Annotated in this window: 30 protein-coding genes; 21 read left to right on the top strand and 9 right to left on the bottom strand. The window is 63.0% G+C overall.

The features are described from left to right. The first annotated feature begins 244 nt into the window (after positions 1-244). The 3 genes from LB557_RS26930 to LB557_RS26920 all read left to right on the top strand — a co-directional run bounded on the left by LB557_RS26930 (position 245) and on the right by LB557_RS26920 (position 1,609). Positions 245-457, top strand: coding sequence for a cold-shock protein (locus LB557_RS26930; protein WP_006202520.1), 213 nt, complete (start codon positions 245-247; stop codon positions 455-457). A 318-nt stretch (positions 458-775) separates the two neighbouring features. Next, the gene (locus LB557_RS26925) at positions 776-988 is read left to right on the top strand and encodes a cold-shock protein (RefSeq protein ID WP_008877668.1); all 213 of its coding nucleotides are present in this window, start codon (positions 776-778) and stop codon (positions 986-988) included. A gap of 186 nt (positions 989-1,174) precedes the next feature. Then, a complete protein-coding gene (locus tag LB557_RS26920) occupies positions 1,175-1,609 on the top strand; it encodes a BA14K family protein (RefSeq protein WP_015316107.1) in 435 nt (144 codons plus the stop codon). 88 nt (positions 1,610-1,697) lie between these two features. On the opposite strand, the gene LB557_RS26915 is transcribed toward LB557_RS26920, so the two are convergent. The 3 genes from LB557_RS26915 to LB557_RS26905 all read right to left on the bottom strand — a co-directional run bounded on the left by LB557_RS26915 (position 1,698) and on the right by LB557_RS26905 (position 3,829). Next, on the bottom strand, positions 1,698-2,336 hold the full coding sequence (locus LB557_RS26915; protein WP_015316106.1) for an MBL fold metallo-hydrolase: 639 nt from the start codon (positions 2,334-2,336) through the stop codon (positions 1,698-1,700). Between the two features lie 136 nt (positions 2,337-2,472). Then, the gene (locus tag LB557_RS26910) at positions 2,473-2,790 is read right to left on the bottom strand and encodes a hypothetical protein (RefSeq protein WP_015316105.1); all 318 of its coding nucleotides are present in this window, start codon (positions 2,788-2,790) and stop codon (positions 2,473-2,475) included. 145 nt (positions 2,791-2,935) lie between these two features. Then, positions 2,936-3,829: a branched-chain amino acid aminotransferase gene (locus LB557_RS26905; protein ID WP_140617704.1), complete on the bottom strand. Its 894-nt coding sequence runs from the start codon at positions 3,827-3,829 to the stop codon at positions 2,936-2,938. A gap of 261 nt (positions 3,830-4,090) precedes the next feature. Between LB557_RS26905 and LB557_RS26900 the strand changes: the two genes are divergently transcribed. The 4 genes from LB557_RS26900 (at position 4,091) to LB557_RS26885 (ending at position 8,165) form a co-directional block, all read left to right on the top strand. After that, positions 4,091-4,624, top strand: a complete 534-nt coding sequence (locus tag LB557_RS26900; protein WP_015316103.1) for a MarR family winged helix-turn-helix transcriptional regulator — start codon at positions 4,091-4,093, stop codon at positions 4,622-4,624. Next, positions 4,611-5,330 carry a response regulator gene (locus LB557_RS26895; protein ID WP_023770265.1) on the top strand — a complete coding sequence of 240 codons (720 nt, stop codon included), beginning with the start codon at positions 4,611-4,613 and terminating at the stop codon, positions 5,328-5,330. The genes LB557_RS26900 and LB557_RS26895 overlap by 14 nt, the downstream gene beginning before the upstream one ends. Before the next feature lie 146 nt (positions 5,331-5,476). Further along, on the top strand, positions 5,477-6,892 hold the full coding sequence (locus LB557_RS26890; RefSeq protein WP_224642568.1) for an ATP-binding protein: 1,416 nt from the start codon (positions 5,477-5,479) through the stop codon (positions 6,890-6,892). Positions 6,893-7,142: 250 nt separating this feature from the next. Further along, a complete protein-coding gene (locus LB557_RS26885) occupies positions 7,143-8,165 on the top strand; it encodes a glycosyltransferase family 4 protein (protein ID WP_015316100.1) in 1,023 nt (340 codons plus the stop codon). A 60-nt stretch (positions 8,166-8,225) separates the two neighbouring features. Here LB557_RS26885 and LB557_RS26880 read toward each other — a convergent pair whose 3' ends face one another. From LB557_RS26880 to LB557_RS26870, 3 genes are all read right to left on the bottom strand, one after another. Further along, a complete protein-coding gene (locus tag LB557_RS26880) occupies positions 8,226-8,585 on the bottom strand; it encodes a tRNA-binding protein (RefSeq protein ID WP_015316099.1) in 360 nt (119 codons plus the stop codon). A 15-nt stretch (positions 8,586-8,600) separates the two neighbouring features. Next, entirely contained in the window at positions 8,601-9,101 is a 501-nt protein-coding gene (locus tag LB557_RS26875; protein WP_015316098.1) for a YbjN domain-containing protein, read from the bottom strand. 319 nt (positions 9,102-9,420) lie between these two features. Further along, a complete protein-coding gene (locus tag LB557_RS26870) occupies positions 9,421-9,723 on the bottom strand; it encodes an accessory factor UbiK family protein (protein WP_015316097.1) in 303 nt (100 codons plus the stop codon). Positions 9,724-9,943: 220 nt separating this feature from the next. Here LB557_RS26870 and LB557_RS26865 point away from each other — a divergent pair, with 220 nt between their 5' ends. The 7 genes from LB557_RS26865 (at position 9,944) to LB557_RS26835 (ending at position 16,095) form a co-directional block, all read left to right on the top strand. Continuing rightward, positions 9,944-10,186, top strand: coding sequence for a BrnA antitoxin family protein (locus LB557_RS26865; RefSeq protein ID WP_140617702.1), 243 nt, complete (start codon positions 9,944-9,946; stop codon positions 10,184-10,186). Between the two features lie 144 nt (positions 10,187-10,330). After that, a complete protein-coding gene (gene lgt, locus LB557_RS26860; RefSeq protein ID WP_224642570.1) occupies positions 10,331-11,191 on the top strand; it encodes a prolipoprotein diacylglyceryl transferase in 861 nt (286 codons plus the stop codon). Then, complete coding sequence (locus LB557_RS26855; protein WP_224642572.1) at positions 11,188-12,276, top strand: class I SAM-dependent methyltransferase; 1,089 nt, start codon at positions 11,188-11,190, stop codon at positions 12,274-12,276. Before lgt ends, LB557_RS26855 begins: the two co-directional genes overlap by 4 nt. 103 nt (positions 12,277-12,379) lie before the next feature. Next, positions 12,380-13,174 (top strand): peptidoglycan editing factor PgeF, encoded by a 795-nt coding sequence (gene pgeF, locus LB557_RS26850; protein ID WP_224642575.1) that lies wholly within the window; start codon positions 12,380-12,382, stop codon positions 13,172-13,174. Continuing rightward, on the top strand, positions 13,174-14,325 hold the full coding sequence (locus tag LB557_RS26845) for a M24 family metallopeptidase (protein ID WP_015316092.1): 1,152 nt from the start codon (positions 13,174-13,176) through the stop codon (positions 14,323-14,325). Before pgeF ends, LB557_RS26845 begins: the two co-directional genes overlap by 1 nt. Positions 14,326-14,368: 43 nt before the next feature. After that, positions 14,369-15,004 (top strand): hypothetical protein, encoded by a 636-nt coding sequence (locus LB557_RS26840; RefSeq protein WP_140617698.1) that lies wholly within the window; start codon positions 14,369-14,371, stop codon positions 15,002-15,004. A gap of 155 nt (positions 15,005-15,159) precedes the next feature. After that, a complete protein-coding gene (locus LB557_RS26835; protein WP_015316090.1) occupies positions 15,160-16,095 on the top strand; it encodes a ribose-phosphate pyrophosphokinase in 936 nt (311 codons plus the stop codon). Between the two features lie 97 nt (positions 16,096-16,192). Here LB557_RS26835 and LB557_RS26830 read toward each other — a convergent pair whose 3' ends face one another. Beyond that, positions 16,193-17,089 (bottom strand): AraC family transcriptional regulator, encoded by an 897-nt coding sequence (locus LB557_RS26830; RefSeq protein ID WP_015316089.1) that lies wholly within the window; start codon positions 17,087-17,089, stop codon positions 16,193-16,195. 139 nt (positions 17,090-17,228) lie between these two features. Between LB557_RS26830 and LB557_RS26825 the strand changes: the two genes are divergently transcribed. Continuing rightward, entirely contained in the window at positions 17,229-18,470 is a 1,242-nt protein-coding gene (locus tag LB557_RS26825; protein ID WP_224642576.1) for an MFS transporter, read from the top strand. Positions 18,471-18,537: 67 nt separating this feature from the next. On the opposite strand, the gene LB557_RS26820 is transcribed toward LB557_RS26825, so the two are convergent. Then, a complete protein-coding gene (locus LB557_RS26820) occupies positions 18,538-19,395 on the bottom strand; it encodes an alpha/beta fold hydrolase (protein WP_224642577.1) in 858 nt (285 codons plus the stop codon). Positions 19,396-19,546: 151 nt separating this feature from the next. Between LB557_RS26820 and LB557_RS26815 the strand changes: the two genes are divergently transcribed. The 6 genes from LB557_RS26815 to LB557_RS26790 all read left to right on the top strand — a co-directional run bounded on the left by LB557_RS26815 (position 19,547) and on the right by LB557_RS26790 (position 23,592). Further along, a complete protein-coding gene (locus LB557_RS26815; protein ID WP_140617695.1) occupies positions 19,547-19,975 on the top strand; it encodes a MarR family winged helix-turn-helix transcriptional regulator in 429 nt (142 codons plus the stop codon). A gap of 237 nt (positions 19,976-20,212) precedes the next feature. Beyond that, complete coding sequence (locus tag LB557_RS26810) at positions 20,213-20,854, top strand: 50S ribosomal protein L25/general stress protein Ctc (protein ID WP_015316085.1); 642 nt, start codon at positions 20,213-20,215, stop codon at positions 20,852-20,854. A gap of 24 nt (positions 20,855-20,878) precedes the next feature. Beyond that, a complete protein-coding gene (gene pth / locus LB557_RS26805; protein WP_224642579.1) occupies positions 20,879-21,634 on the top strand; it encodes an aminoacyl-tRNA hydrolase in 756 nt (251 codons plus the stop codon). A gap of 96 nt (positions 21,635-21,730) precedes the next feature. Then, positions 21,731-22,834 carry a redox-regulated ATPase YchF gene (ychF, locus tag LB557_RS26800; RefSeq protein ID WP_015316083.1) on the top strand — a complete coding sequence of 368 codons (1,104 nt, stop codon included), beginning with the start codon at positions 21,731-21,733 and terminating at the stop codon, positions 22,832-22,834. A 172-nt stretch (positions 22,835-23,006) separates the two neighbouring features. Then, on the top strand, positions 23,007-23,213 hold the full coding sequence (locus LB557_RS26795) for a type II toxin-antitoxin system RelE family toxin (protein ID WP_224642580.1): 207 nt from the start codon (positions 23,007-23,009) through the stop codon (positions 23,211-23,213). A gap of 4 nt (positions 23,214-23,217) precedes the next feature. Further along, positions 23,218-23,592, top strand: coding sequence for a helix-turn-helix domain-containing protein (locus tag LB557_RS26790; protein WP_140713631.1), 375 nt, complete (start codon positions 23,218-23,220; stop codon positions 23,590-23,592). 115 nt (positions 23,593-23,707) lie between these two features. Here LB557_RS26790 and guaD read toward each other — a convergent pair whose 3' ends face one another. After that, positions 23,708-25,075, bottom strand: a complete 1,368-nt coding sequence (gene guaD, locus LB557_RS26785; RefSeq protein WP_224642581.1) for a guanine deaminase — start codon at positions 25,073-25,075, stop codon at positions 23,708-23,710. Positions 25,076-25,101: the final 26 nt, after the last annotated feature.

Genomic DNA, 25,101 nt, shown 5'->3' with positions numbered 1-25,101 from the left:
GCGCTATCTTGCAACCTTCACGTTTCCGTGCGATAAATTCTGTGTTCGGGCATTTGCGACCCGGAGAGCGGAACGTTTTGGACGACCTTTCCCCGATACTGTGAATCTCTGACGGCCCCGTTTTTCGGCGGGGGGTTTGACCATGCGCCAATGCATGACTGCCGAAAGCAACCACCAGGAACTGCCCTCGACGCCAGGTGGCGGGCAGGACCACCAAGACTGAACGGGTGAAGGAGTTTCCCCAATGGCCCAAACCGGCACCGTTAAATTCTTCAATGCGACCAAAGGCTTCGGTTTCATCACGCCCGACGGCGGCGCCAAGGACGTGTTCGTCCACATTTCAGCGATCGAGGCCTCGGGCCTGCGCACGCTCGTCGATGGCCAGAAGGTCACTTTCGACGTCGAGCCGGACCGCATGGGCAAGGGCCCGAAGGCGGTCAACCTGCGCGCAGCCTGAGCAATCGGCGCGCGCGCATCCCAGGCGGATGGGCGAACGAGGAGCTTGACCAGCACCTGGGCAGGCAGACGGATTTTTGAAAGGCGCGGCGGTTTTCGCCGCGCCTTTTTCATGTCCGCCGCGCAGCGCAGACTCATCTCATCCGGAAGTTCATCCCGGGTCCGGGCCAATGACGCGCATCAAAACAAGCACTTAAAGCGACGTGCTTTAAGTGCCAGCAAAACTTTCTCTTGCCGATAGCGCTAAAATAAAGGACAAATTTGCATTCGGGCATTTGCCGGCCCGAGACTGGAGTTTATGGGATCAAAGGAGCTTCCCATGCCGCAGACCGGCACCGTCAAATTCTTCAACCATGCCAAGGGCTTCGGCTTCATCACACCGGATGATGGCGCGAAGGATGTCTTCGTCCATATTTCGGCCGTGCAGGCGTCGGGTCTCCCCGGTCTCGAAGATGGGCAGAAAGTGACATTCGACACCGAGCCGGACAAGCGCGGCAAGGGACCCAAGGCCGTCAACCTGTCGGTCGGCTGAGCCGGCTTCGGACCGGCTCCGACAGTCAGGTCCGCGCCGAAAGGTGCGGTTTTGAGGCGGTGAAAGAATGCGTGCGGCCAAATTTTCGTTCAGCCCCCGTTCAGCCACGGTCCCATATTAGTCATTCGTAAAGCCGGACTGCATCCCCTGCAAGAAACTGCACGGTCCGGTACGAAGGAGACCAAGATGAACCGCATTTTCAAGACAGCCGTGCTGTCCGCAGCCGTGGTCGCCACCACGCTGGGGACCTTCTCGGCGGCCAATGCCGATGACTGGCGCCGTTGGCACCATCACGGCCATGGCCATGGCGATGCCGTGGCAGCCGGCGTTCTCGGCCTTGCCGCCGGCGCATTGATCGGTGGCGCATTGGCCAATGACCGGCCACCGCCCGATTCCGACCGTTATTACGATGACGGTTACTACGATCGTGACGTGCGGGTGCGCCCTGCCCCGGTCCGCCGCTACTACGCGGAACCGCAGGTGGTCTATGCCGACCGTTACGCCGAACCGTGGACGCGCGGCTGGTACGAGTACTGCTCGGACCGCTACCGCACCTTCAATTCCCGTACCGGCACCTTCACCGGCAGCGACGGCGAACAGCATTTCTGCACCGCCAACTGAGGCTTCCCTGCCCCAAACAAAAATGCGCTGACCGCAAGGCCAGCGCTTTTTTGTTGTCGGTTTGTTGGGCTTCCGGCAGCGATCTCATTCAGGTCAAAAACGGGTTGGTTCGCCGTTCCTCGCCAAAACGCCCGCCGGGGCCATGGCCGCAGATGAAGCCGATGTCGTCGCCGAGCGGCAACAGCTTGTTTTTGATCGAGGCGATGAGGGCCGCATGGTCGCCCCCGGGCAGGTCTGTGCGGCCGACCGAGCCGCGAAACAAAACATCGCCGACATGGGCGAATTTGGCGGCGCGGTTATAATAGACGACATGGCCCGGTGCGTGGCCGGGACAATGCAGCACCTCGAACACATGGCCGCCGAACGACACCGTCTCGCCTTCGGCGAGGAACCGATCAGGCACGCAGTTTCGCACACCGCCGATGCCGTAGCGCCTGCCCTGGTTTTCCAGATTGTCGAGCAGCATCTTGTCGGCTTCATGCGGGCCGATGATCTCGACGCCGAGTGCTTCCTTCAGTTCCATGGCGCCGCCGGCATGATCGATATGACCGTGCGTGATCCAGATCGCCTCGGCCGCGATCGCGTTGTCCTTCAACGTTGCCAGCACCTTGTCGATGTCGCCGCCCGGATCCACGACGACGCCATGCTTGTCCTCCATATCGAACAGGATGGTGCAGTTCTGCTGGAACGGTGTGACCGGCACGATGCCGGCATTGAGCTGACCCATGATCGTCCTTTCGCTGTGTCAGCGATCATGTAGAGGCATCGCTCAAAACCGTCCACAGCCGGAAGGCCAAACAGTGCGTCTCCAAAGGAATGGGCGGCCGAAGCCGCCCATTCTGCGAAGCCCGAGATCGGCAGGCTTATTTCTTCATGGCGCCCATGACCGCGCCGAGAATGCCGGTCAGGATCGCGCCACCGCCGGCGCCACCGACGATGTTCTGCAGGTTGAGCGCGCTGCCCAGGCCGCTGGTCGCCGCCGCGGCCGCGTCAGGACTGATCGCACCGCCGCCAAGCAGGCTGCCGAGGATCGCCGCGCCGCCGACACCGCCGATGGCTCCGCCCAGGATTTTGGGAAGCTGACCCATTGCCGCCGTCTTGATCGCCGCGCCGACCGCCTGACCACCAATGATGCCTGTGATGATCTGAATGATGATCGGAAGAAGCGTGTTCATGTCCATATGATTAGTCCCTCCATAGCTGCCAGCCTCCCGGGCCGACACCATCATGAGACGCCGAATTGGAGGAAAGTCAAATGCAGAAACGCTGAAATAAAAGGGGCGGCCCGAAAACCGCCCCTGCTTGCGCGAAAAGCTGTGACTATCGTTATTCTGCGGCGATAGCATGCTTGGGTTGAACGGCGATAGAATAGTCGTTCATGAGATTCTTGGCGATCTCGCCGACTTCGAATCGGTAAGGGCCGATCTCCGAAACCGGGGTTACTTCCGCTGCCGTTCCGGTCAGGAAGCACTGCTCGAACCCTTCCAGTTCTTCCGGCAGGATGGCGCGTTCGATGATCTCCAGGCCGCGATCCCTGGCGAGACCAATGACCGTGCGGCGGGTAATGCCGTCGAGGAAGCAATCGGGCTTGGGCGTGTGGATCTTGCCGTCCTTGACGAAGAAGATGTTGGCGCCCGTCGCTTCGGCGACCTGGCCCCGCCAGTCGAGCATCATGGCGTCGGCATAGCCCTTGGCCTCGGCGGCATGCTTGGACATGGTGCAGATCATGTAGAGGCCGGCGGCCTTCGACCGCGACGGCGCCGTGCGCGGATCGGGCCGGCGCCATTCCGCCACATCGAGACGGATGCCCTTCAGCTTCTGCGCCGGGTCGAAATAGCTCGGCCATTGCCAAATGGCGATGGCGACGTTGATGCGGTTGTTTTGCGCCGAAACACCCATCTGCTCGCTGCCGCGCCAGGCGATCGGCCTGACATAGGCGTCCTGGAAGCCCTGCTTCTTCAGGAGCGTGGTCGACGCGTCGTTGAGCTCGGCCACCGAATAGGGAATCTTGAAGCCGAGCAGGCGTGCCGATTCATGCAGGCGTTCCGTATGCTCGTTGAGCTTGAAGATCTCGCCGCCATAGGCGCGCTCACCCTCGAAGACCGCGCTGGCGTAATGCAGGCCGTGGGTCAGCACATGAATCTTGGCGTCCCCCCACGGGACGAACGCGCCATTCATCCAGATGAAGCCGTCCAGTTGATCGAAGGGAACGGATGCCATGATAACCTCCCGCGGGTCGCGACCCGCATATCCTAGTGTCGTTGCGTGTTCTTTTTTGGCAGCGCCATGTGGTTGGAGACGCCGGCCGGTGTCTGGAAGCGTAAGCGGATAATCGCGCCCTGGCAAACTCAGGAAGTTCCGGAAAAACCGGCTTGCCTCGCCTTTTCGTTCGCAATCCGCCCAAAAGCTTGTCAAAAATTACCATTGCAGGGAAATTACGTCAATAGTACTGACATAATCTCCCGTTCCCATGGAGAAATGATGACGGACAAAAGCCCAGCTGCCGGAAAACCGATCAGGACCGCAATCACCAGCGAGGACGGCATCGACTTCGCCATCATCGAACTCTTCTTCTTCGCCTATCGCGACTTCACTTCCGATCCCGATCAAATCCTGGCCGACTACGGCTTCGGCCGCGCCCACCACCGCGTGCTGCATTTCGTCAACCGCCGGCCGGGCCTGACCGTCGCCGAATTGCTCGACGTGCTGAAGATAACCAAGCAGAGCCTGGCGCGTGTGCTGAAGCAATTGATCGACACCGATCACGTCGTGCAGTTGCAGGGCCCGCGCGACCGTCGCCAGCGCGAACTCTATCCGACGGCCAAGGGCCGTGCGCTGGCGCTGGCGCTGGCGCGGCCACAGTCACGCCGCATCCGTGCTGCATTGGAAGATTCCGGCGCCACCGAACGGACCTTGGTGGAACGCTTCCTCGAAGCAATGGTCAATCCGGAACTGAGAGCTCAGATCGACGTTGGGTCCGCAAAAATGTCAGGGAAAAGCCATGGAGAGCACTGAGAGGGTCGACACCGCGGCCGCACCGGATGACGACGCACCACATCTGCTCGTGGTCGACGACGACACCCGCATTCGCAATCTTCTCAAGCAGTATCTGACCGAAAACGGCTTTCGCGTCACCGTCGCCGGCAATGCCGGCGAGGCCCGCCGCAAGCTCGCCGGCCTCGATTTCGACCTGCTCGTGCTCGACGTGATGATGCCGGGAGAAAGTGGCGTCGATCTCACCAAGGCGCTGCGCGCCGAGAAGAACGTGCCGATCCTGATGCTGACGGCCTTGTCGGAGACCGACAGCCGCATCTCGGGGCTCGAAGCCGGCGCCGACGACTACCTGCCAAAACCCTTCGACCCGCGCGAGCTGATCCTGCGCATCAACAACATCCTCCGCCGTGGCGGCCCGGCGGCGACGCCCAAGGTCGAGCAGCTGGTGTTCGGCCCCTACACCTTCCAGATCGCCAGGCGCGAACTGAAGCGCGGCGGCGAGGCGCTGAAGCTGACCGACCGCGAACAGGAGATCCTGGCGATCTTCGCCGCGCGCGCCGGCGAAACCATCCCCCGCCACGAACTCGTCGGCGACGATTCGGAAGTCGGCGAGCGCACCATCGACGTCCAGATCAACCGGCTGCGCCGCAAGATCGAGCGCGATCCGTCCAATCCGGTCTGGCTGCAGACCGTGCGCGGTATTGGGTATCGGCTCAGCGTGGAATAGAATGCCGGCGGCGGCCCAAGTGCATGGTCCCGAAAAGTGGGAACCGGTTTTCGGAAAAGATCATGCTCCAACAAAGAGTTGGATCAGGATGACGATTCAGCCAAACGTCATCCCGACCCAACACCGCCGACGGATGAAAAGAGCCAATGGCGACCACGGAACTGGAACAGCCGGACAATGACGGTTTGAGTGCACGCGCCACACGGTCGCTCAAGGCGGTGCCGCGCATCTGGAACCGGTTCTGGCGCCTGGTTTCGCTTTACATGCCCAAGCGCCTCTATGCGCGCTCGCTGATCATCGTCATCGCGCCGATGATCCTTTTGCAGTCGGTCGTCGCCTTCGATTTCATGGAACGCCACTGGGCAACCGTGACGCAACGCCTGTCGCAGGCCACCGTGCGCGACATCGCCGCCATCATCGACCTGATCGAGACTTATCCGCACGACGCCGACTACGCCAACATCATTCGCATCGCGCAGGATCGCATGCAGCTGAAGGTCGATCTCCTGCCGCCCGATCCGCTGCCGCCGCCCGGTCCAAAGCCGTTCTTCTCTATCCTCGACGATGTTCTCTCCGCCGAAATCACCCGGCAGATCAACCGCCCCTTCTGGATCGACACTGTCGGCAATTCCAACATCATCGAAGTGCGCGTCCAGCTCGAGAACAAGGTGCTGCGCGTCTTCGTGCGCCGCAGCCAGGCCTATGCCTCCAACACCCACATTTTCCTGATCTGGATGGTCGGCACCTCGCTGGTGCTCCTGATGATCGCCATCCCCTTCCTGCGCAACCAGATCCGGCCGATCCTGGCGCTTGCCGAGGCCGCCGAAAGCTTCGGCAAGGGCCGGCCGATGCCGCGCGATTTCCGCCCGCGCGGGGCCGAAGAGGTGCGCCGCGCCGGCTTTGCCTTCATCCAGATGCGCGAGCGCATCGAGCGCCAGATCGAGCAGCGCACGGCCATGCTGACCGGTGTCAGCCATGATCTCAGGACCATCCTTACTCGCTTCAAGCTGCAGCTGGCGTTGGCCGGCGGCAAGGCCGAGACCAAGGCGGCGCTCGACCAGGACATCGAGGACATGCAGTCGATGCTGGAAGGCTATCTCGCCTTTGCCAAGGGCGAGGCCTCGGAGGACCCGGGACGTTTCGATCTCGAAGCCTATTTCCACAAGCTTGGCGAAGAAGCGAACTTGCGCAAATGCAGGCTGTCGACGACGCTTTCCGGCGATCCGACCGTGCATGTCAGGCCGAACGCCTTCGCGCGGCTGCTGTCCAACGTCATCGGCAATGCCTTCCGCTATGCCCGCACCGTTGAGGTCACCGCCGACCACGGCCGCGGCTCGCTTCTCGTCACCGTCGACGATAATGGGCCAGGCATTCCGGCCGACAGGCGCGAAGACGTGTTCAAGCCCTTCGTGCGGCTCGACGAAGCCCGTAACCTCGACGCCAGCGGCACCGGGCTCGGTCTGTCGATCGCCCGCGACATCGCCCGCAGCCACGGCGGCGACATCACGCTCGACGACAGCCCGATGGGTGGCCTGCGCGCGGTGATCAAGGTTCCGGCCTGATCTCTATTTGGCATGATCTTGCCTGAAAGCCGCTTTCGACCTTTCGGGATCACGGTCTGCTTCATCCGCCCGTCATGAAACCATGGTCAAGAGCGCGCATGAAGCGCGCGACCGCACTTGATTCGTCCTTGCCGCCTCACTTCGACCCCGTACCCGTCAGGGTGCGCTGGAGCGAAGCGAGGGCGGCCGCATGGTCGCCGTTCCGGCATCGTTTCAAGGCAACCGCCGACCTCCGGAGCAAAGGGCCGCCATGCGCATAGTGATGGTCACCGACGCCTGGCGCCCGCAGGTCAACGGCGTCGTCCACACGCTGGAGCGGCTCACCGAGACCCTGAAATCCTTCGACGTCGCGGTCGAGTTCCTGACCCCGAACATCTTTCGCACCCTGCCCCTGCCGACCTACCCCGACATCCGCCTGGCGCTGACCACGCCCGGCCATGTCGCGCGCCTGATCGACGGCTACAAGGCCGACCACATTCACATCGTCACCGAGGGACCGCTGGGTATCATGGCGCGGCGCCATTGCCGCAATGCCGGCCGGCCGTTCACCACCAGCTACCACACCCGCTTTCCCGAATATCTCAGCGCCCGCCTGCCGGTACCGGAGAGCTGGGCCTATCGCTGGCTGCGCGATTTCCACAATTCGGGCCAAGGCACGCTGGTCGCCACCCAGTCGCTCGCCGACGATCTCACGGCGCGCGGCTTCAACAAGCTGAGGCCCTGGACGCGTGGCGTCGACACCGAGCATTTCCGGCCCGACAAGCGCAAGGACCTCGGCTTCCCCAGCCCGGTCTTCCTCTGTGTCGGCCGCGTCGCCATCGAAAAGAACCTGTCGGCCTTCCTCGACCTAGACCTGCCCGGCAGCAAGGTGATCGTCGGTGAAGGGCCCGAGCTTGCCAAGCTGAAGGCGAAATATCCGAAGGCGCATTTCCTCGGCCATCGCCCCAATGACGAACTGGCCGAAATCTACGCCTCCGCCGACGTCTTCGTCTTTCCCAGCCGCACCGACACTTTCGGTAACGTCATCATCGAGGCGCTGGCCAGCGGCACGCCGGTCGCCGCCTACCCGGTGACCGGGCCGATCGACATCGTTGGTGATGGTGTCGGCGGTGCTGTTTCCACCGATTTGCGCGAGGCCGCGCTGGCCGCGCTCGACGTCAGCCGCGACCAGGCCCGCGAGCGCGCCATGCGCTACAGTTGGAAGGCCTGCGCGGAAATGTTTCTCGACGCGGTCGGGGAAGCACTGGGAACGACGCGCAAGCTGGCGGCCTGATCCGACAGGCCGGCGGGGACGCCAAGGAACGAGGCGGTATTCTGTTTGACCTCGGAAAGCCTAGAACAGCCTGCCGCCATCCGGCACCCTGCGTTCGATGGCGCCCAACACCACGGCGCCCTCTTCATCGGGAAAGCCGAGCGTCAGCACTTCCGACATGAACGGGCCGATCTGGCGCGGCGGGAAATTGACCACCGCGAAGACCTGTCGGCCGATCAAGGTCTCGGGCGAATAGTATTTGGTGATCTGCGCCGAGGACTTCTTCACTCCGATCCCAGGCCCGAAATCGATCTTCAGCCTGAAGGCCGGCTTGCGCGCCTCCGGAAACGGTTCGGCCTCGACGATCGTGCCGGCACGGATGTCGACACGATCGAAATCGGCAAAGCTGATTTCAGGCTTGCGCTCGTTGTTTGAACTCATGTCGAACGCTTCTGCTCAGGCGTTGCCGAAGGTCTCGAACAGCACGCCGGCCAGCGCGTCCTTGGCCGAGGTTCCCGACCAGACGACGAACTGGAAAGCCTGGAAATAGCATTCGCAGGCTTCCAGCGCCGAGGACAAAAGCACCTCGACCTGCTGGCTCGAGGGTTCGACCCCGCCAGCGAGCAGCAGCGACTGGCGGAACATGATCGCGCCTTCCTGCTCCCAGAGGTCGAAATGGCCGAACAGCATCTGTTCGTTGATCAGCGACAACAGCCGCATCACTTCCAGCGTGCGGGCTTCCGGCACCTTGATGTCGAAGGCGCAGGCAAGGTGCAGCGCCTCGAAATCCTCCATCCATGAGAAGGAGACGTGGTAGTCGGTCCAGCTGCCGGCAACCGAGATCGAGATTTCGTCATCGCCGGCCCGTTCGAAGGACCAGTCATTGTTGTGGGCCACCTGCTCGATCACATCCACCGGATGGATTTCGCGGGAAAATTCGAGTTCGAGAAGTTCCATGGAATGCTTCCTGTGTTCAGGGGGAGCGCCACACGCTCCGCGGGGCACACACGACGAACAATCTTGTCTAGAACTCGGACGGCCGGGACTTATCAACGCAAAGACCCCAGACCGAACCCCACCGCCCGGTTGCATGACCCTGCTCCGAATCATGCAACAAATTCAGTCTATTGATCGGGAGTCGCGTGAACAGCCCAATTTTTCGCACTGCGTCATTCGCATGTGGAAAGGTGCCTGTCACAAAGAGTCACGCAATGCCGGTAAGCGATTCACGGCAAAGCGATTTTTAGGCTGGTGCTTTGTGGAAAAGTTTAACGAATTATTTTTTCGGCTTGGGCTTCGCCGGCGCCGCAGGTGTGGCCTGACCGGTCAGCTCGGCGATCCTGGCCTCGAGCGTCTCGATGCGCGAGGCGAGCCTGCCGTTTTCTTCCCTCGCCTTGGCGGCCATCTCGCGCGCGGCCTCGAACTCCTCGCGCTGCACGACATCCATGGAGTTGAGGATGCGCTCCGCCTGGCCCTTGAAGGCCGTCTCCACCTCACGCCGCACACCTTGAGCGGCACCGGCCGCATCGGTCATCAGCTTGGCGAATTCATCGAGAATGCGGTTCGGTCCGGTCGACATGGCAAATCCTCGCTTGCTTGATTTGAATTAGTGACGTGGCGCGAGGAATGCAAGAACGTTGGGGTCCTATGCGACCTCCGCGCTGCTATGGCGCACGGCCCGTATGATGGGCGGGTCCTGCAGGAGCCTCTCGAACGGCTCCGAAGCTGTACTTGGTAGCGGCAACTCGCCTATTTTAAGGCCCTCGTCTCCCTCACGCACGTTTCAATCAGGACAACCAATGGCAACGCCCCCGCGCAGACCGACAAATCCGATGGAAGCCGCCGAAGCTGTTTTCAAGCCGGTCAAGAAACCGGCAGCGGCCCCGCCTCGCGAACCCTCCACCGCACCGAATGTCCGCGAGCTGGTCTCGATCAGGATCGACCGGGCCGTGCTCGATCATTTCCAGGAAGATGGTCCCGGCTGGCAGGACAGGATCAACGACGCCTTGCGCGAAGTGGTGGCCGCCAAGCCCAGGGGGTAAGCACGCCACCACGGCGACGGAACTGGAAGCGAATCTGTTCCTGGACGCGAATCTGTTCCCGGACCATTGACCCCCGTGACCTTGCCTTGACCCTGCCAAAACCCTGCCGCATGGTCCGCGCCGATCGCAACCGAGAGCTCCCCGTTGAACGAATATTTCCTGCTGCCGCTGGCTTCGCTGCCTTTTCCCAATATCAATCCGATCCTCGTCCAGATCGGGCCGCTGGCGGTGCACTGGTACGGCATCGGTTACATCGTCGGCATCCTGTTTGCCTGGTGGTATGCCAAGCGGCTCGCCGCCAATCCTAAACTCTGGCCCGACGGCGTCCTGCCGATGAAGCCTGAGGATCTCGACGATTTCATCGTCTGGGCGGCCATTGGCGTGGTTCTGGGCGGCCGCACCGGCTACGTCCTGTTCTACGACCTGGCGCGCTACATCGCCCATCCGCTTGACATCTTCGCTGTCTGGCAAGGCGGCATGTCCTTCCATGGCGGCCTGCTCGGCGTCATCCTCGCCATGACGCTGTTTTCCATGAAGCGCGGCATCCGCACCTGGTCGCTGTTCGATGTCGTGGCAGCTGGCGTGCCGGTCGGTCTCGGTCTCGTGCGCGTCGCCAACTTCATTAATTCCGAGCTCTGGGGGCGGCCCACCGATGTGCCCTGGGCGATCGAATTCCCCAACGGCGGTCCGTTCACCCGCCATCCGAGCCAGCTCTACGAGGCCTTGCTCGAAGGGCTGGCGCTGTTTGTCGTGCTGCGCATCCTTACCCATTCGCGCCTCAAGCTGAAGACACCGCGCTTTGTCGGCGGCGCCTTCATCTGCGGCTACGGCCTGTCACGAATTTTCGTGGAATTCTTCCGCGAACCCGACCAGCAGCTCGGCTATCTCCTCGGCACCAACTGGCTGACCATGGGCATGATCCTGTCGACGCCGATGGTGCTGGCCGGCATCTGGGCGATGGCGACGGCCAAGCCGGTGACGCAAACGCAGCCGCAGGCAACATGACGCGGCTGAAGGCTCGTATCGTCGACCTGATCGAGGCTGTCGGTCCGATGCCCATCAACGAATACATGGCGCTGTGCCTGTTCGATCCGCGCGATGGTTATTACACCACACGCGAGCCGTTCGGCGCGGCGGGCGACTTCATCACCGCGCCGGAGATCAGCCAGATGTTCGGCGAACTCGTCGCCGTCTGGCTTTACCAGGCTTGGGCAGCGATCGGCCGGCCGATGCCGGTCACCGTCGCAGAGATCGGCCCCGGCCGTGGCACGCTGATGAAAGACATGCTGCGCACCTTGTCGCGGCTCGATCCGGCCTTGGCCAACGGCGCCGCCTTCGCCATGATCGAGACCAGTCCGCGCTTGGCCGAGATCCAGAAGCAGACGCTTGGAGCGACACCCTTCGCGATAGACTGGCATGAAGCGATCGAGACGCTGCCCCATCAACCGCTGTTGATCGTCGGCAACGAATTGTTCGATGCGGTGCCTATCCGCCAGTTCGTCCGTGCCGGCGCCGAGTGGCGCGAGCGCATGGTCGGCCTGGACGATGCCGGCAATCTTTGCTTCTTCGCCGGCGCCGGCTCGGTCGACCCGACGCTGCTGCCCAGGGATGCGGCCGACGCGCGGCAAGGCGCGATCGTCGAAATCGCGCCCGCCCGCACCGCCTTGATGGCGGCGATCGCCGAGCGCATGGCGGCTCATGGCGGCGCCGGGCTATTCCTCGACTACGGCCATCTGCGGCCCGGCGTCGGCGACACGCTGCAGGCCTTGCGCCGGCACAATCACGAAGACGTGCTGGCCAATCCCGGTGAGGCAGACCTTACGTCCCATGTCGATTTCGCCGCTCTTGCAGCGATCGTGCGCGCGCATGGTCTCGATGCCCATCTGTCGACGCAGGGCAATTTCCTGCTCGGCATGGGCATTCTGGAGCGCGCCGGCCAGCTGGGCGCCGATGCCGGCCAGGCGGCACGCGACAACATATCGGATGCCGTCGAACGGCTCGCCGGGCCGCAAGCGATGGGCGAACTCTTCAAGGTCCTGGCCGTCGTTCCACGCGACGTCTCCGTCAGGCCCTTCGCAACGGCGGATTGACTTTTCGTCGCTACCCCTCCCAATCTCCCGTCCGGTAAAAGAGCCGCCGGACTGCCGGCCGCTTTTCCTTGACGAAACCGCCCACACGGACAACAACGCCCGCATGCTCAATCAGACCAAACCGGATCCCATTCGGTCGCCGCTGCTGGACAAGGCACAGGCACAAGGCATCCGCCACGGCTATTTCACCCGCACCGGCGGCGTCTCCACCGGCATCTACCGGGGCCTGAACATCGGCACCGGGTCGGATGACGACCAGGCGCTGGTGACCGAGAACCGCGCCCGTGTCGCCGCCTGGATGGGCGTGCCCGCAAATCATCTGCTGACCGCCTGGCAGGTCCATTCGCCCGACGTCATCGTCGCCAGGGAACCCTTTGCCCGCGAACGGCCAAAGGCCGACGCCATCGTCACCGATCGGCCGGGCATCGCCATCGGGGCCTCGACCGCCGATTGCGGCCCGGTTCTGTTCGCGGATCCCGGCGCGCGCATCATCGGCGCGGCGCATGCCGGCTGGAAAGGCGCTTTGTCAGGCGTGCTCGAAAACACCATTGCCGCCATGGAGAGCCTCGGCGCCCGGCGCGAAAACATCGTCGCCGTGCTTGGCCCTTCCATCGGCCCTGCAAATTATGAGGTCGGGCCCGAATTCGTCGCCCGCTTCGTCGAGGCCGACAGCGAAAATGCCCGGTATTTCGTGCCTTCGGCCCATGCCGGCCATTCGATGTTCGACCTCAACCGCTACACGATCGACCGGCTGACCAAGGCTGGTGTGACGGCCGATGGCCTTGGCCGCTGCACCTATGCCGAGGAAGATCTGTTTTACTCCTACCGGCGCACCACGCACCGCAGGGAGCCCGATTATGGCCGGCAGGTTTCGGCAATCGTTTTGGAGAAGGTATAATGGCGCTGCATTTTGAACGATCCGAATTCGACGCGCGGCGCGACCGGTTGATGATAGAGATGGCCGAGAAAAAGCTCGACGCCATCCTGCTGTTCGCCCAGGAAAGCATGTACTGGCTCACCGGCTACGACACGTTCGGCTTCTGCTTCTTCCAGTGCCTGGTGGTCAAGGCCGACGGCTCGATGGTGCTGCTGACCCGCTCGGCCGATCTGCGCCAGGCGCGCCAAACCTCGATCATCGACAACATCGTGCTGTGGACCGACCGCGACGGCGCCAATCCCGCGGTCGACCTGCGCAACCTGCTTAACGAACTCGACCTGCTCGGCGCCCGCATCGGCGTCGAATACGACACCCACGGCCTGACCGCCTACAATGGCCGCCGCCTGGACGAGCAGTTGCAGACCTTCGGCCAGATCGCCGACGCCTCCGGCATCGTCGGGCGGCTGCGCCTGTTCAAGAGCCCGGCCGAGGTCGCCAAGGCCGAAAAGGCAGCCAATCTCTCCGACGACGCGCTGGACGCGGCCCTGCCGCTGATCAAGCAGGGCGGCGACGAGGCGCTGATCCTGGCCGCCATGCAGGGCGCGATCTTCGCCGGCGGCGGCGACTATCCGGCCAACGAGTTCATCATCGGCTCCGGCGTCGATGCGCTGCTGTGCCGCTACAAGGCCGGACGCCGCAAGCTCACCAAGAACGACCAGTTGACGCTCGAATGGGCCGGCGTCTTCCATCACTACCATGCGCCGATGATGCGCACGGTGCTGACCGGCAAGGTCTCCAAGCGCCATCAGGAGCTGTTCGACGCCGCACGCGCGGCACTTCTGGCCGTCGAAAAGGCGATGACGCCGGGCAACAGCTTCGGCGATGTGTTCGACGCCCATGCCCGCACCATGGAAGCGCACGGGCTGACCAAGCACCGGCTGAACGCCTGCGGCTATTCGGTCGGCGCCCGCTTCACGCCGTCCTGGATGGACATGCCGATGTTCTACCAGGGCAATCCCGAGCCGATCGCGCCGAACATGACGCTGTTTGCCCACATGATCATCATGGACTCCGAGACCGAGACGGCGATGACGCTTGGCCGCACCTACCTGACCACCGAATCCCAGCCGAAGCCGCTGTCCCGCCATGATCTCGACTTGATCGTGCAGTGAATCCATAATGGGAGGCGTTCTTCGCCAAGGAGTTAGAAGGCAAATGAGACGATCGCATGTGACGACCGTGTCATTGCTTGTGGCATTGGCTTTGACCGCCTGCACCAACGCAAAGGACGTCCTCGAACCTTCCGCCATCACCCCGCCGGCGGCCTCGGCGCAGCCCGCACCGGCCACGCAAGGCAGCGCTGCCGCCACCGTTCCCGCCCCGGCGCCATCCACGGCCGCGACGGCCACCACGACGGCGGGCGCGCCCGCGCCCATCACTTCGGCCCAGGCCGCCGCCATCCTGGCGAAGACCCGGCTGCAGATCGCGCCGATCGTCGGCGCTTCGGTGGAAGCCGCAACGCCGCTGACGGCGGAACTGCAGACACGCGCCAGGCAGCGCGGCATCACGCTGGCCGGCAGCCAGGACCAGACCGCGACCCATGTGCTCAAGGGCTACTTCTCGGCGATGACGGAGGGCAAGGACACCACGGTCATCTATGTCTGGGATGTCTACGACCCCTCTGGCAACCGGCTGCACCGTATCAACGGCCAGATGAAGGCGCCTTCCACCGGTTCCGGCGACAGCGCGGGCGCCGACAGCTGGAAGTCGGTCTCGCCAGCCACCATGCAGGCGATCGCCGACCAGACCATCGACCAGTTTGCGGCCTTTCTCAGCGGCAAGGCGAGCTGAGGTGTTGCCAGCCGGTGATGCCGAACAGCTTTCTTAGGCTTAGCCGGCGGATTCACGATCTCGGCGCTTGCAATAGCCGCGCGGGCCGCTAAAAGCCCGGTTAAAAGGTGCAGGAGAGTCCGCCAGGCTTCTCCGTCCTCCACCAGGAACGGTGCATGAAACTCTTCGCGGGCAATTCCAACAGGGTGCTGGCCGAAGCGGTCGCCCGCTATCTCAACGTCCCGCTGGGCAAGGCCAGTGTCAGGCGCTTCGCCGACCAGGAAATCTTCGTCGAGATCCAGGAAAACGTGCGCGGCGAGGATGTCTTCATCCTGCAGTCGACCTCGTTTCCGACCAACGATCACCTGATGGAACTGCTCATCATGATCGACGCCTTCATGCGCTCGTCGGCCAAGCGCATCACGGCGGTTATTCCCTATTTCGGCTATGCCAGGCAGGATCGCCGCGCTTCCGGGCGCACGCCGATCTCTGCCAAGCTGGTCGCCAACATGATCACCCGTGCAGGTGTCGACCGGGTTTTGACGCTGGATCTCCATGCCGGCCAGATCCAGGGCTTTTTCGACATCCCCACCGACAATCTGTTCTCGGTGCCGGTGATGGCCCGTGACGTCAAGGCGAAGTACAAGCAACTCGGCAATGTCGTCGTCGTGTCGCCCGATATTGGCGGCGTGGTGCGTGCGCGTGCGCTTGCCAAGCGTTTCGACGCGCAACTTGCCATCGTCGATAAGCGCCGTGAGCGTCCCGGCGAATCGGAAGTCATGAACATCATCGGCGCGGTCGCCGGCAAGGATTGCCTTTTGATCGACGACATCGTCGATTCCGGCGGCACGCTGTGCAATGCCGCCGACGCACTGCTAGCCAACGGCGCCACCAGCGTCACCGCCTATATCACCCACGGCGTGCTGTCGGGCGGCGCGGTCGCTCGCATCAGTGGCTCGAAGCTGCAGGAACTGGTGATCACCGATTCCATCCAGCCGACGCAAGGCGTGCTCGACGCACCCAACATCCGCGTCATCTCGATCGCCGACCTGATGGGCGAAGCCATTTCGCGCACAGCGACCGAGGAATCGGTCTCGAGCCTGTTCGACTGAAAACCAGTTATCCCTGCGGCCCAAGTTACCCCTGCGGCCCAAATTGCTCATGCGGCCCAAGTTACCCCTGCGGCCCAAGTTATTCCTGCGGCCCAAGTTATTCCTGCGGCAAGGCCGATGGCGTCGGCGCCTCCAACCGGGCCGGGGCTCGCCGCATGCCTTCGCCGGCATCACGCGCGCCGCGCATATAGCCGCGCGGCGAGGAGCCAAGCATGCGCTTGAACATGGTGATGAAGGCCGGCACGCTGTCATAGCCGAGATCGAGCGCCACCCGCGTGATCGGCTCGCCATCGGCGAGCCTCGGCAGCGCCGCGAACAGGCAGGCCTGCTGGCGCCATGTCGACAGCGACAGGCCGGTCTGCCGCTGGAAGGCGCGCGTGAAGGAGCGCCGGCTCATGCCGACGGTATCGGCCCATTCGTCGATGGTCGCGTGCGGTGAGGGTGCGGCGACGAAACGCCGGCAGAGCGCCGCCAGTTTGGGATCCGACGGGAACGGCAGGCCGAGCGGCCGCTCCGGCAATTGCGGGATCTCATGCAGCAGCAGGCTCATGATCAGGCCACCGCGCCCTTCCAGTTCGCCGCCTTGCGGCAGCTTCTCGGATTCCACGATAAGACTGTGCATCAGGTCAGTGACGCCGACGACGCGCATGCCCTCCGGCAGGCCTGGGATCGCCTGCGGTATGACATAGACCGAGCGCATCGAGACGTCGCCGAGCATCTCGACGGAATGTTCGATGCCGGCTGGAATCCACATCGCATGGTCCGGCGGCACCATCCAGCGCCCATGCCGCGTCGTCACCAGCACGACGCCGACCAGCGCATGCAGCAACTGGCTGCGGCTGTGGTGGTGGTGCGGCACGTGGTAGCCATCCGGATATTCGGTCGGCAGCACCACCGCCGGCCCGACCGCCTGCTCGAGCCACTGCCAGCGCAGCCCGTGCAATTGCTCGAGGTCGGTGTGGCCGGCGCCGAAAATTTCCCTGGTTTTTGGCATTCGAGATGGCCCACTTGCGAAACTATTGGACCAAACCACGAAAGAAGTCGCCTGGCAACCGGACTATAAGGCTGCCTGCGGGAAGCGCCCGCCACGTCGCCTGCGGTAACAACCCGCCAAAAAGACTACGGAGCCTATCTTGACCGATACGACCGCCACCAGCGTCGCGCCGCCTGCGACCGCCAGTCACGCGTCAGCCCAGGCTACGGCCTTCACCGTTATCCTGGCGGTGAGCCTCTGCCACTCCATCAACGACATCATGCAGTCGCTGTTATCGGCCATCTATCCGCTTCTGAAAGACAATTACGGCCTCGACTTCTGGCAGATCGGGCTGTTGACCTTCACCTTCCAGGTAACGGCATCCCTGCTGCAGCCGATCATCGGCGCGGTCACCGACAAGCGGCCGATGCCTTACTCGCTGCCCTGGGGCATGGCATCGTCGCTGATCGGCCTGGTCGTGCTGGCCTATGCCGGGCACTACTACCTGCTGCTGATCGGCGCCTCGCTGATCGGCATCGGTTCGGCGATCTTCCATCCGGAATCCTCGCGCATCGCCCGCTTCGCATCCGGCGGCCGGTTTGGCCTGGCGCAGTCGTTGTTCCAGGTCGGCGGCAATTTCGGCCAGTCCATGGGTCCCTTGCTGGCCGCCTTCATCGTCGTGCCTTTCGGCCAGACCAGCATCGCCTGGTTCGCCGTCGGCTCGCTGATCGGCATCGTCATCCTGTGGCAGGTCGGCGGCTGGTACAGCCGCCTGCGCGCAGCGCAAGGCGATCGCAAGGCGGCAAGCTTCGTGTCGCCCTTCCCGCGCCGCAAGGTGATGTGGGCCCTGGCGGTGCTGACCTTGCTGGTGCTGACCAAGAACGCCTACATCGCCAGCCTGGCCAGCTACTACACCTTCTATTCCATCCATAAGTTCGGCGTTTCGGTGCAGATGTCGCAGGTCATGCTGTTCCTCTTCCTCGGCTCTTCGGCGCTGGGCATCCTGCTCGGCGGTCCCTTCGGCGACCGCTATGGACAAAAGGCGATGATCTGGTTCTCGATCGTCGGTGTCCTGCCCTTCACCCTGGCGCTGCCCTACGCCAACATGGAATGGACGATGGTGCTGACCGTGCTGATCGGCCTCATCCTGTCGTCGGCCTTCTCCAACATCGTCGTCTTCGCGCAGGAGCTGGTGCCGGGCCGCGTCGGCACGATCGCCGGCATCTTCTTCGGCTTCGCCTTCGGCGTCGGCGGCATCGCGGCCGCGGTGCTTGGCGTCGTCGCCGACATGAAGGGCATCGACTTTGTCTTCCAGATCTGCTCCTACCTGCCGTTCCTGGGGCTGCTGACGGTGTTCCTGCCCAACATGAAGGAAGCCCGGAAGGCGCAAGCGGCCGCTTGAATCATCTGTTCCAGGCAAAAGGCACCCGCCATATGGCGGATGCCTTTTTCTGTTCAGGCGGAGGGCTTCAGGCCTTGAAGAAAGCCAGCAGGTCGGCGTTGATGACATCGGCGTGGGTGGTGGCCATGCCGTGCGGAAAGCCCTTGTAGACCTTGAGCTCGCCCTTCTTGAGCAGCTTGATGCTCAGCAGCGCCGAGTCGGCGATCGGCACGATCTGGTCGTCGTCGCCATGCATGACCAGCACCGGCACGTCGATCTTCTCGAGGTCTTCGGTGAAGTCGGTCTCTGAGAAGGCCTTGATGCAGTCGTAATGCGCCTTGGTGCCGCCCATCATGCCCTGGCGGTACCAGTTGTCGATAATGCCCTGCGAGACCACGGCGCCCGGACGGTTGAACCCGTAGAACGGGCCAGCGGGAACATCCACGTATAGCTGCGCGCGGTTGGCGGCGACGCCGGAGCGGAAGCCGTCGAAGACCTCGATCGGCAGGCCGCCGGGATTGGCTGGAGTCTTGAGCATGATCGGCGGCACCGCGCCGAGCAACGCTGCCTTGGCGACACGGCCGCCCGCTCCATACTGGGCGACATAGCGCGCCACCTCGCCGCCACCCGTCGAATGGCCGACATGGATGGCGTCCTTGAGGTCGAGATGCGCGACAAGTTGAGCCACATCGGCTGCATAGGTGTCCATCTCGTTGCCGATATCCGTCTGCGTCGAACGGCCGTGGCCGCGGCGGTCGTGGGCGATGACCCGGTAGCCTTGGCCCAGGAAGAACAGCATCTGTGCATCCCAGTCGTCGCTGCTCAGCGGCCAGCCGTGATGGAACACGATGGGCTGACCGGTTCCCCAGTCCTTGTAATAGATCTGCGTGCCGTCCTTGGTGGTGATCGTGCCGCTGCCTGAGCCTGGTTTGGTCTGCGAGGTCATCTCAATCTCCGTTTGATTGCTGTCGCGATAAACAATATCACGATACCAATATCGCTAACCCAGCTCGAGGTTCTTGTCCATGGAAATATGTATCGCGATATCTTTTTCCGTGGTACATAATGCGTGCGCTTAATCGGCAAAGGAATCCACCGTGCCTCTCCCGCTGGACAATCAGCTCTGCTTCACGCTCTACGCCACCAGCATGGCGATCAATCGCACCTACAAGCCGATGTTGGACGAGATGGGGATCACCTATCCGCAATATCTCGTGCTCAACGCGCTGGGAGAGGCCGACGGCATGTCTGTCGGCACGATCGCGCACAGGCTCGCCCTGGAATCGAGCACGGTCACGCCGCTGGTGAAGCGGATGGAGCAGGCCGGCCTGGTTACCCGCCAGCGCAGCCAGACCGACGAGCGCCAGGTACAGGTCGACCTGACACCGGCCGGCCGCAAGCTGCTCGTCCAGTGCAACTGCCTGAACGCGACCCTGGTCGAACGCTCGGGCATGACGCTGGCCGAACTCGACACGCTGAACCGGCAGGTCCAGGCGTTGCGCGACGCGTTGAGCGGCGACCGGTAGCAACGGCCTTCCCACCCGCCGCTTGCACGCCTGCCCGCCTTCCGCTATAGAGCCGCCACCCGCGTAGACACCCTTGGAGGCAACGCGGCGGAAGGCTGCCTTCCCCTTGTGATCCCGAACAAAGATCCGCTCGCTGCGGTTTCCGGCATTCGGACATCGAGGTCTGGCGGCTTTCGACGTTTACGGCCTGGTACATTGCCAACCGTAGGCGCTCCATAACACGCGAAAGGAAAAGCCATGAGCCACGATACTTACGAGCTCAAGGCCGAAGCGCGCGAACAGGTCGGTAAGGGGTCCGCCCGTGCAGTTCGCCGCAACGGTAAAGTGCCTGCAGTAATTTATGGTGACAGACAGCCTCCCCTGGCGATCGCGCTCACCTACAAGGACATCTACTACAAGATCCACGGCGGCGGGTTCCTGACCACGATCGCCACGATCGATGTCGACGGCAAGAAGATCCAGGTCCTGCCGAAGGACTTCCAGCTCGACCCGGTCAAGGATTTCCCTGTCCATGTCGACTTCCTGCGCATCGGCAAGGACACCGAAGTCAACGTCGATGTTCCCGTGCACTTCATCAATGAAGACAAGTCACCCGGCATCAAGCGGGGCGGCGTGCTCAACATCGTGCGTCACGAAGTCGAGTTCCACTGCCCGGCCAATGCGATCCCGGAATTCATCACCGTCGATCTCACCGGCGCCGACATTGGCGATTCGATCCACATCTCGTCGGTCAAGCTGCCGGCCGGCGTCAAGCCCGTCATCTCCGACCGCGACTTCACCATCGCGACCGTTGCCGGTTCGTCGGCGATGAAGCCGGAGACCGAAGAGACAGCTGAGGCCGCGGCTCCCGAAGCGGCTCCCGCCGCCGAAGAGAAGTAACTCTTTTCACGCCCGGAGGCGACGATGCCAGAAAAGACAGCGCTTGTCTTTGCCGGCCTCGGCAATCCGGGCGCGAAATACGCTGAAAACCGGCACAATGTCGGCTTCATGGCGGCGGACGCTATCGCCCGCCGCCATTCCTTTTCACCCTGGTCGAAGAAGTTCCAGGGCCTGATTTCCGAGGGCACGCTCGGCGGCGAAAAGATCATCCTGATCAAGCCGCAAACCTTCATGAACCTGTCCGGCCAGTCGGTCGGCGAAGCGCTGCGCTTCTACAAGCTCGACCTTTCCGCCCTCACCGTCTTCTACGACGAGATCGACCTTGCCGAAGGCAAGCTGCGCATCAAGACCGGCGGCGGCGCCGGCGGCCACAACGGCATCCGCTCGATCGACGGCCATGTCGGCAATGCGTACCGCCGTGTGCGCATCGGCGTCGGCCATCCCGGCGTCAAGGAAATGGTCCAGCATCATGTGCTCGGTGATTTCGCCAAGGCCGACCGCGACTGGCTCGACCCGCTGCTCGACGCGATCGCCGACAATGCGGCGATGATCGTCAAGGGCGACGAATCCGGTTTCATGAACAAGGCCGCCCTCGCCGTCCAGGGCAAGACCGGCGCCGAACCGAAAAACCCGGCGCGGAAGCAGTCGAGCCCGAAACAGCAAAGCCCGAAACAGCAAAGTCATGTCCGCCAGGCCCGCCCTCAGCAGCCGGTCGCCAAGCTGCCGGAAGGCGGCCCCATGGCCGCCATGCTGAAGAAACTCTTCGGCAACAAGGACTGAGGCGTAGGCGCATGCGGCGTCACGGGACTTGACGTTCCCAACCCCTATCGCCCATAGCCTCATCAAATTTCGCTTTTCCCGATAGGACTGGATAAAATGGGTTTCAAATGCGGCATCGTTGGCTTGCCCAACGTCGGCAAGTCGACGCTCTTCAACGCGCTGACGAGGACGGCCGCCGCGCAGGCCGCCAACTACCCGTTCTGCACCATCGAACCGAACACCGGCGAGGTGGCGGTGCCCGATCCGCGCCTGCAGAAGATCGCGGCGATCGGCAAGTCGAAGGAGATCATCCCGACCCGCATCTCCTTTGTCGACATCGCCGGCCTGGTGCGCGGCGCCTCCAAGGGCGAAGGCCTGGGCAACCAGTTCCTCGCCAACATCCGCGAGGTCGACGCCATCGTGCATGTGCTGCGCTGCTTCGAGGATGACGACATCACCCATGTCGAGGGCCGCATCGACCCCGTCGCCGACGCCGAGACGGTCGAGACCGAACTGATGCTCGCCGACCTCGACAGCCTCGAGCGCCGCATCGTCCAGTTCCGCAAGCGCGCCGGCAGCAAGGACAAGGAAGCGACGACCGTGCTGCCGATGATGGAGGCCGCGCTCGAGCTGCTGCAGGCAGGCAAGCCGACCCGCATCCTGCTCGACGGCATCTCGGCGGAAGATCTGCACATTTTGCAGGGCTTGAACCTTCTGACCTCACATCCCGTGCTCTACGTCTGCAACGTCGCCGAGGCGGACGCGGCCACCGGCAACGAGCACACCAGGGCCGTGGAGCAGATGGCCGCAGCGCAAGGCGCCCGCACTGTCGTCATTTCGGCCGCGATCGAAGCCGAGGTTGCGCAGCTCTCCGACGAGGAAGAGATGGAATTCCTGTCCTCGCTCGGCCTCGACGAGCCCGGCCTGAACAAGGTGATCCGTGCCGGCTACGAATTGTTGCAGCTCATCACCTATTTCACCGTTGGGCCGAAGGAGACGCGCGCCTGGACCGTGCACAAGGGCGCCAAGGCGCCGCAGGCGGCCGGCGTCATCCACACCGATTTCGAGCGCGGCTTCATCCGCGCCCAGACCATCGCCTACAACGACTTCGTCACGCTGGGCGGCGAAGTGGCGGCCAAGGAAGCCGGCAAGGCACGCGACGAAGGCAAGGAGTACGTCGTCCAGGACGGCGACATCATGCTGTTCAAATTCAATACCTGAGGAGGTCGCGGCGGAGCGACCCAACCGTCAGTCGGACAGCACCATCCCTGCCGCAGAGTTCTCGCGGGGGTATTGAAGACCATAAGTCGCCTTACCCCGATCAGCACCCGGTGGAGACCGATGAAAGCCATGTCCCATTATTTGCTAACGCAAATTTCTAGCTTGCGCGCGGATGCCCGCCAACACGGCTCGGCTGATCACTGCTAAAATCGACCAATATGCAGCCGAACCGGCCAGCTTGGCGAAAAATGTCAAACGGCTGAAAGACCGGCCAGGCTTCAGGCTTAGGGTCGGGGACTACCATATTATCTTCGATCAGGAAGGCACGGTAATGGACATTCTGGAGATCGGACCGCGCGGTAGCATCTACGAGGACTGAGGACATGAACAAGCCCACCATCATTACCACGCCGAATGGCGACCGTATGGCTATTCTGCCACTCGCTGATTACGAGAGCCTTGTTGAAGCGGCGGAGGACGTGGCCGACATTCAAACCTACGATCAGATCAAGCAAAAGATCGCTGCCGGCGAGGAGGAGCTTATTCCGGTCGCCGTCGTCAACCGCATCCTGGACGGCGAGAATAAGATCCGCGTCTGGCGCGAGCATCGCGGGATTTCGGCTCGCGACCTCGCTGAAAAGACTGAGATCAGCGCAGGCTATCTCTCGCAGATCGAGACAGGCACCCGCGACGGTAGCTTCGACACGATCAAGCGCATCGCCGCCGCCCTCAATGTCTCGGTTGACGATCTCGTATAGCGCCCGTTGCGAAAGACGAAAACGGGCTGTCGTATTCCATGCTCGCAGGCGCTGCCGACGTCGGCACAGGGCCATGTTTATTCGCGCAGGCGAGGCCACTACAAGTGAGCGTAGCTTAGCTACAGCCGACCACCGCCCGGCCTCCGACCCAAACAGTGGCAATATTGGCCCGTGCCGCATTGAGCACGATCTTCTGAAAGACGTCGTCGAGCGTATCGTCGGCGCCGTTGACATGGATGTTCGAGGCGCTCGCTTCGGTGTCGATCAGCAGCGCGTCGAATTCGTGTCCGACGCGAAAACTGCCTGTCGGCAGGTCGAGCGCTTCCGCGCCTCCCGCGGTCGCCAGCCAGAACGCTTCCTGATGCGTGATCGGCTCGCCGGGCGCGCCGCGCTCCTTTGCCGGCAGGCCGGCATGCACGCCGCTCTGCAATGTTCTCGAGGCCGACAGCGCGTTCCGGCAACCGTCGAACAGCGATGGGCTGTAGCCGCCTGAAATATCGGTGCCGAGCCCGACATGCATGTGCCGGTCGAGCGCCTCGCGAAGCGGAAACACTGCATTGGCGAAGTAGACGTTGGACAGCGGGCAATGAGCGACGCCGGCGCCCTTCTCCTTGATCAGGTCCATGTCCTGCCCATCGATGAAGTTCGAATGCGCCAGGATCGTATGACGGGTGAGCAGGCCGAAACCATCGAGGCTTGCCGCATCCGTTTGGCCGAAGCGCGCTTCCACGAACTGCTTTGCCCAATCGCTTTCGGAGCAATGGGTCTGCACGTGGCAACCGAACTCTTCCGAGAGTTCGCCCAGCCCCTGCAAGGCCGCGTCGGTGCAGCTTGGAATGAAGCGCGGCGTGATCACCGGCTGGACAAGCGGCCTCTCGCCCGGATCCAATGACATGACGGCCTCGATGAAGCGCCTGGTATCCGAAACAGCGCTTGCCGCATCGGCATCGCGATAGAAGGGCGGACACTGTTCGGGGTCGTCCATCACCACCTTGCCGACCAGGGCACGCTGGCCTTTCTCAAGACATGTCTCGGCGAGCGCCACGCTCGCCGAGACATGGACGGTGGCGAAATAGAGCGCGGTGGTGGTGCCGTTGGCGAGCAGATTGTCGACCAGATCAGCATAGACCGCGCGAGCATAGTCCAAATCCGCATAGCGGGCCTCGAGCGGAAAAGTGTATTTCCGCAGCCAGACTTCGAGCGGCACGTCCAGCGCCTTGCCCATCTGCGGCCATTGCGGCGCATGGATGTGCAGGTCGACGAGCCCCGGCAGCAGGAACTGCCCCTCGCCAAGTTCCACCAGCCTGCCCGCCCGGCGGGCATCGCTTATCGTGGCCGTGTATTCCGGGTGGCCGGGCGCCAGGATCTCGGCGATGCGCCCCTGTGCGTCGACGCAGAACAGGTGCTCCTCCAGCACCTCCAGCCTGCCGCGCTCAGGCGTATGGAAGGCGGTGCCGAGCAGCATGAAAGGATCTGCCGTCATATCGTCGCTCCGGTGCTGCTGGCGGG

The organism is Mesorhizobium sp. BR115XR7A, from assembly GCF_020165315.1.
Classification (GTDB): domain Bacteria; phylum Pseudomonadota; class Alphaproteobacteria; order Rhizobiales; family Rhizobiaceae; genus Mesorhizobium; species Mesorhizobium australicum.
Note: the sequence above shows the minus strand (reverse complement) of the source record. Positions and strands in the feature narration are given on the sequence as shown.

What these genes read in the sequence shown, in the direction of transcription:
- LB557_RS26930 (WP_006202520.1), top strand. Translation starts at nt 245, where the DNA reads ATGGCCCAAACCGGCACCGTTAAATTCTTCAATGCGACCAAAGGCTTC.
- LB557_RS26925 (WP_008877668.1), top strand. Translation starts at nt 776, where the DNA reads ATGCCGCAGACCGGCACCGTCAAATTCTTCAACCATGCCAAGGGCTTC.
- LB557_RS26920 (WP_015316107.1), top strand. Translation starts at nt 1,175, where the DNA reads ATGAACCGCATTTTCAAGACAGCCGTGCTGTCCGCAGCCGTGGTCGCC.
- LB557_RS26915 (WP_015316106.1), bottom strand. Translation starts at nt 2,336, where the DNA reads ATGGGTCAGCTCAATGCCGGCATCGTGCCGGTCACACCGTTCCAGCAG.
- LB557_RS26910 (WP_015316105.1), bottom strand. Translation starts at nt 2,790, where the DNA reads ATGGACATGAACACGCTTCTTCCGATCATCATTCAGATCATCACAGGC.
- LB557_RS26905 (WP_140617704.1), bottom strand. Translation starts at nt 3,829, where the DNA reads ATGGCATCCGTTCCCTTCGATCAACTGGACGGCTTCATCTGGATGAAT.
- LB557_RS26900 (WP_015316103.1), top strand. Translation starts at nt 4,091, where the DNA reads ATGACGGACAAAAGCCCAGCTGCCGGAAAACCGATCAGGACCGCAATC.
- LB557_RS26895 (WP_023770265.1), top strand. Translation starts at nt 4,611, where the DNA reads ATGGAGAGCACTGAGAGGGTCGACACCGCGGCCGCACCGGATGACGAC.
- LB557_RS26890 (WP_224642568.1), top strand. Translation starts at nt 5,477, where the DNA reads ATGGCGACCACGGAACTGGAACAGCCGGACAATGACGGTTTGAGTGCA.
- LB557_RS26885 (WP_015316100.1), top strand. Translation starts at nt 7,143, where the DNA reads ATGCGCATAGTGATGGTCACCGACGCCTGGCGCCCGCAGGTCAACGGC.
- LB557_RS26880 (WP_015316099.1), bottom strand. Translation starts at nt 8,585, where the DNA reads ATGAGTTCAAACAACGAGCGCAAGCCTGAAATCAGCTTTGCCGATTTC.
- LB557_RS26875 (WP_015316098.1), bottom strand. Translation starts at nt 9,101, where the DNA reads ATGGAACTTCTCGAACTCGAATTTTCCCGCGAAATCCATCCGGTGGAT.
- LB557_RS26870 (WP_015316097.1), bottom strand. Translation starts at nt 9,723, where the DNA reads ATGTCGACCGGACCGAACCGCATTCTCGATGAATTCGCCAAGCTGATG.
- LB557_RS26865 (WP_140617702.1), top strand. Translation starts at nt 9,944, where the DNA reads ATGGCAACGCCCCCGCGCAGACCGACAAATCCGATGGAAGCCGCCGAA.
- LB557_RS26855 (WP_224642572.1), top strand. Translation starts at nt 11,188, where the DNA reads ATGACGCGGCTGAAGGCTCGTATCGTCGACCTGATCGAGGCTGTCGGT.
- pgeF (WP_224642575.1), top strand. Translation starts at nt 12,380, where the DNA reads ATGCTCAATCAGACCAAACCGGATCCCATTCGGTCGCCGCTGCTGGAC.
- LB557_RS26845 (WP_015316092.1), top strand. Translation starts at nt 13,174, where the DNA reads ATGGCGCTGCATTTTGAACGATCCGAATTCGACGCGCGGCGCGACCGG.
- LB557_RS26840 (WP_140617698.1), top strand. Translation starts at nt 14,369, where the DNA reads ATGAGACGATCGCATGTGACGACCGTGTCATTGCTTGTGGCATTGGCT.
- LB557_RS26835 (WP_015316090.1), top strand. Translation starts at nt 15,160, where the DNA reads ATGAAACTCTTCGCGGGCAATTCCAACAGGGTGCTGGCCGAAGCGGTC.
- LB557_RS26830 (WP_015316089.1), bottom strand. Translation starts at nt 17,089, where the DNA reads ATGCCAAAAACCAGGGAAATTTTCGGCGCCGGCCACACCGACCTCGAG.
- LB557_RS26820 (WP_224642577.1), bottom strand. Translation starts at nt 19,395, where the DNA reads ATGACCTCGCAGACCAAACCAGGCTCAGGCAGCGGCACGATCACCACC.
- LB557_RS26810 (WP_015316085.1), top strand. Translation starts at nt 20,213, where the DNA reads ATGAGCCACGATACTTACGAGCTCAAGGCCGAAGCGCGCGAACAGGTC.
- pth (WP_224642579.1), top strand. Translation starts at nt 20,879, where the DNA reads ATGCCAGAAAAGACAGCGCTTGTCTTTGCCGGCCTCGGCAATCCGGGC.
- ychF (WP_015316083.1), top strand. Translation starts at nt 21,731, where the DNA reads ATGGGTTTCAAATGCGGCATCGTTGGCTTGCCCAACGTCGGCAAGTCG.
- LB557_RS26795 (WP_224642580.1), top strand. Translation starts at nt 23,007, where the DNA reads ATGCCCGCCAACACGGCTCGGCTGATCACTGCTAAAATCGACCAATAT.
- LB557_RS26790 (WP_140713631.1), top strand. Translation starts at nt 23,218, where the DNA reads ATGAACAAGCCCACCATCATTACCACGCCGAATGGCGACCGTATGGCT.
- guaD (WP_224642581.1), bottom strand. Translation starts at nt 25,075, where the DNA reads ATGACGGCAGATCCTTTCATGCTGCTCGGCACCGCCTTCCATACGCCT.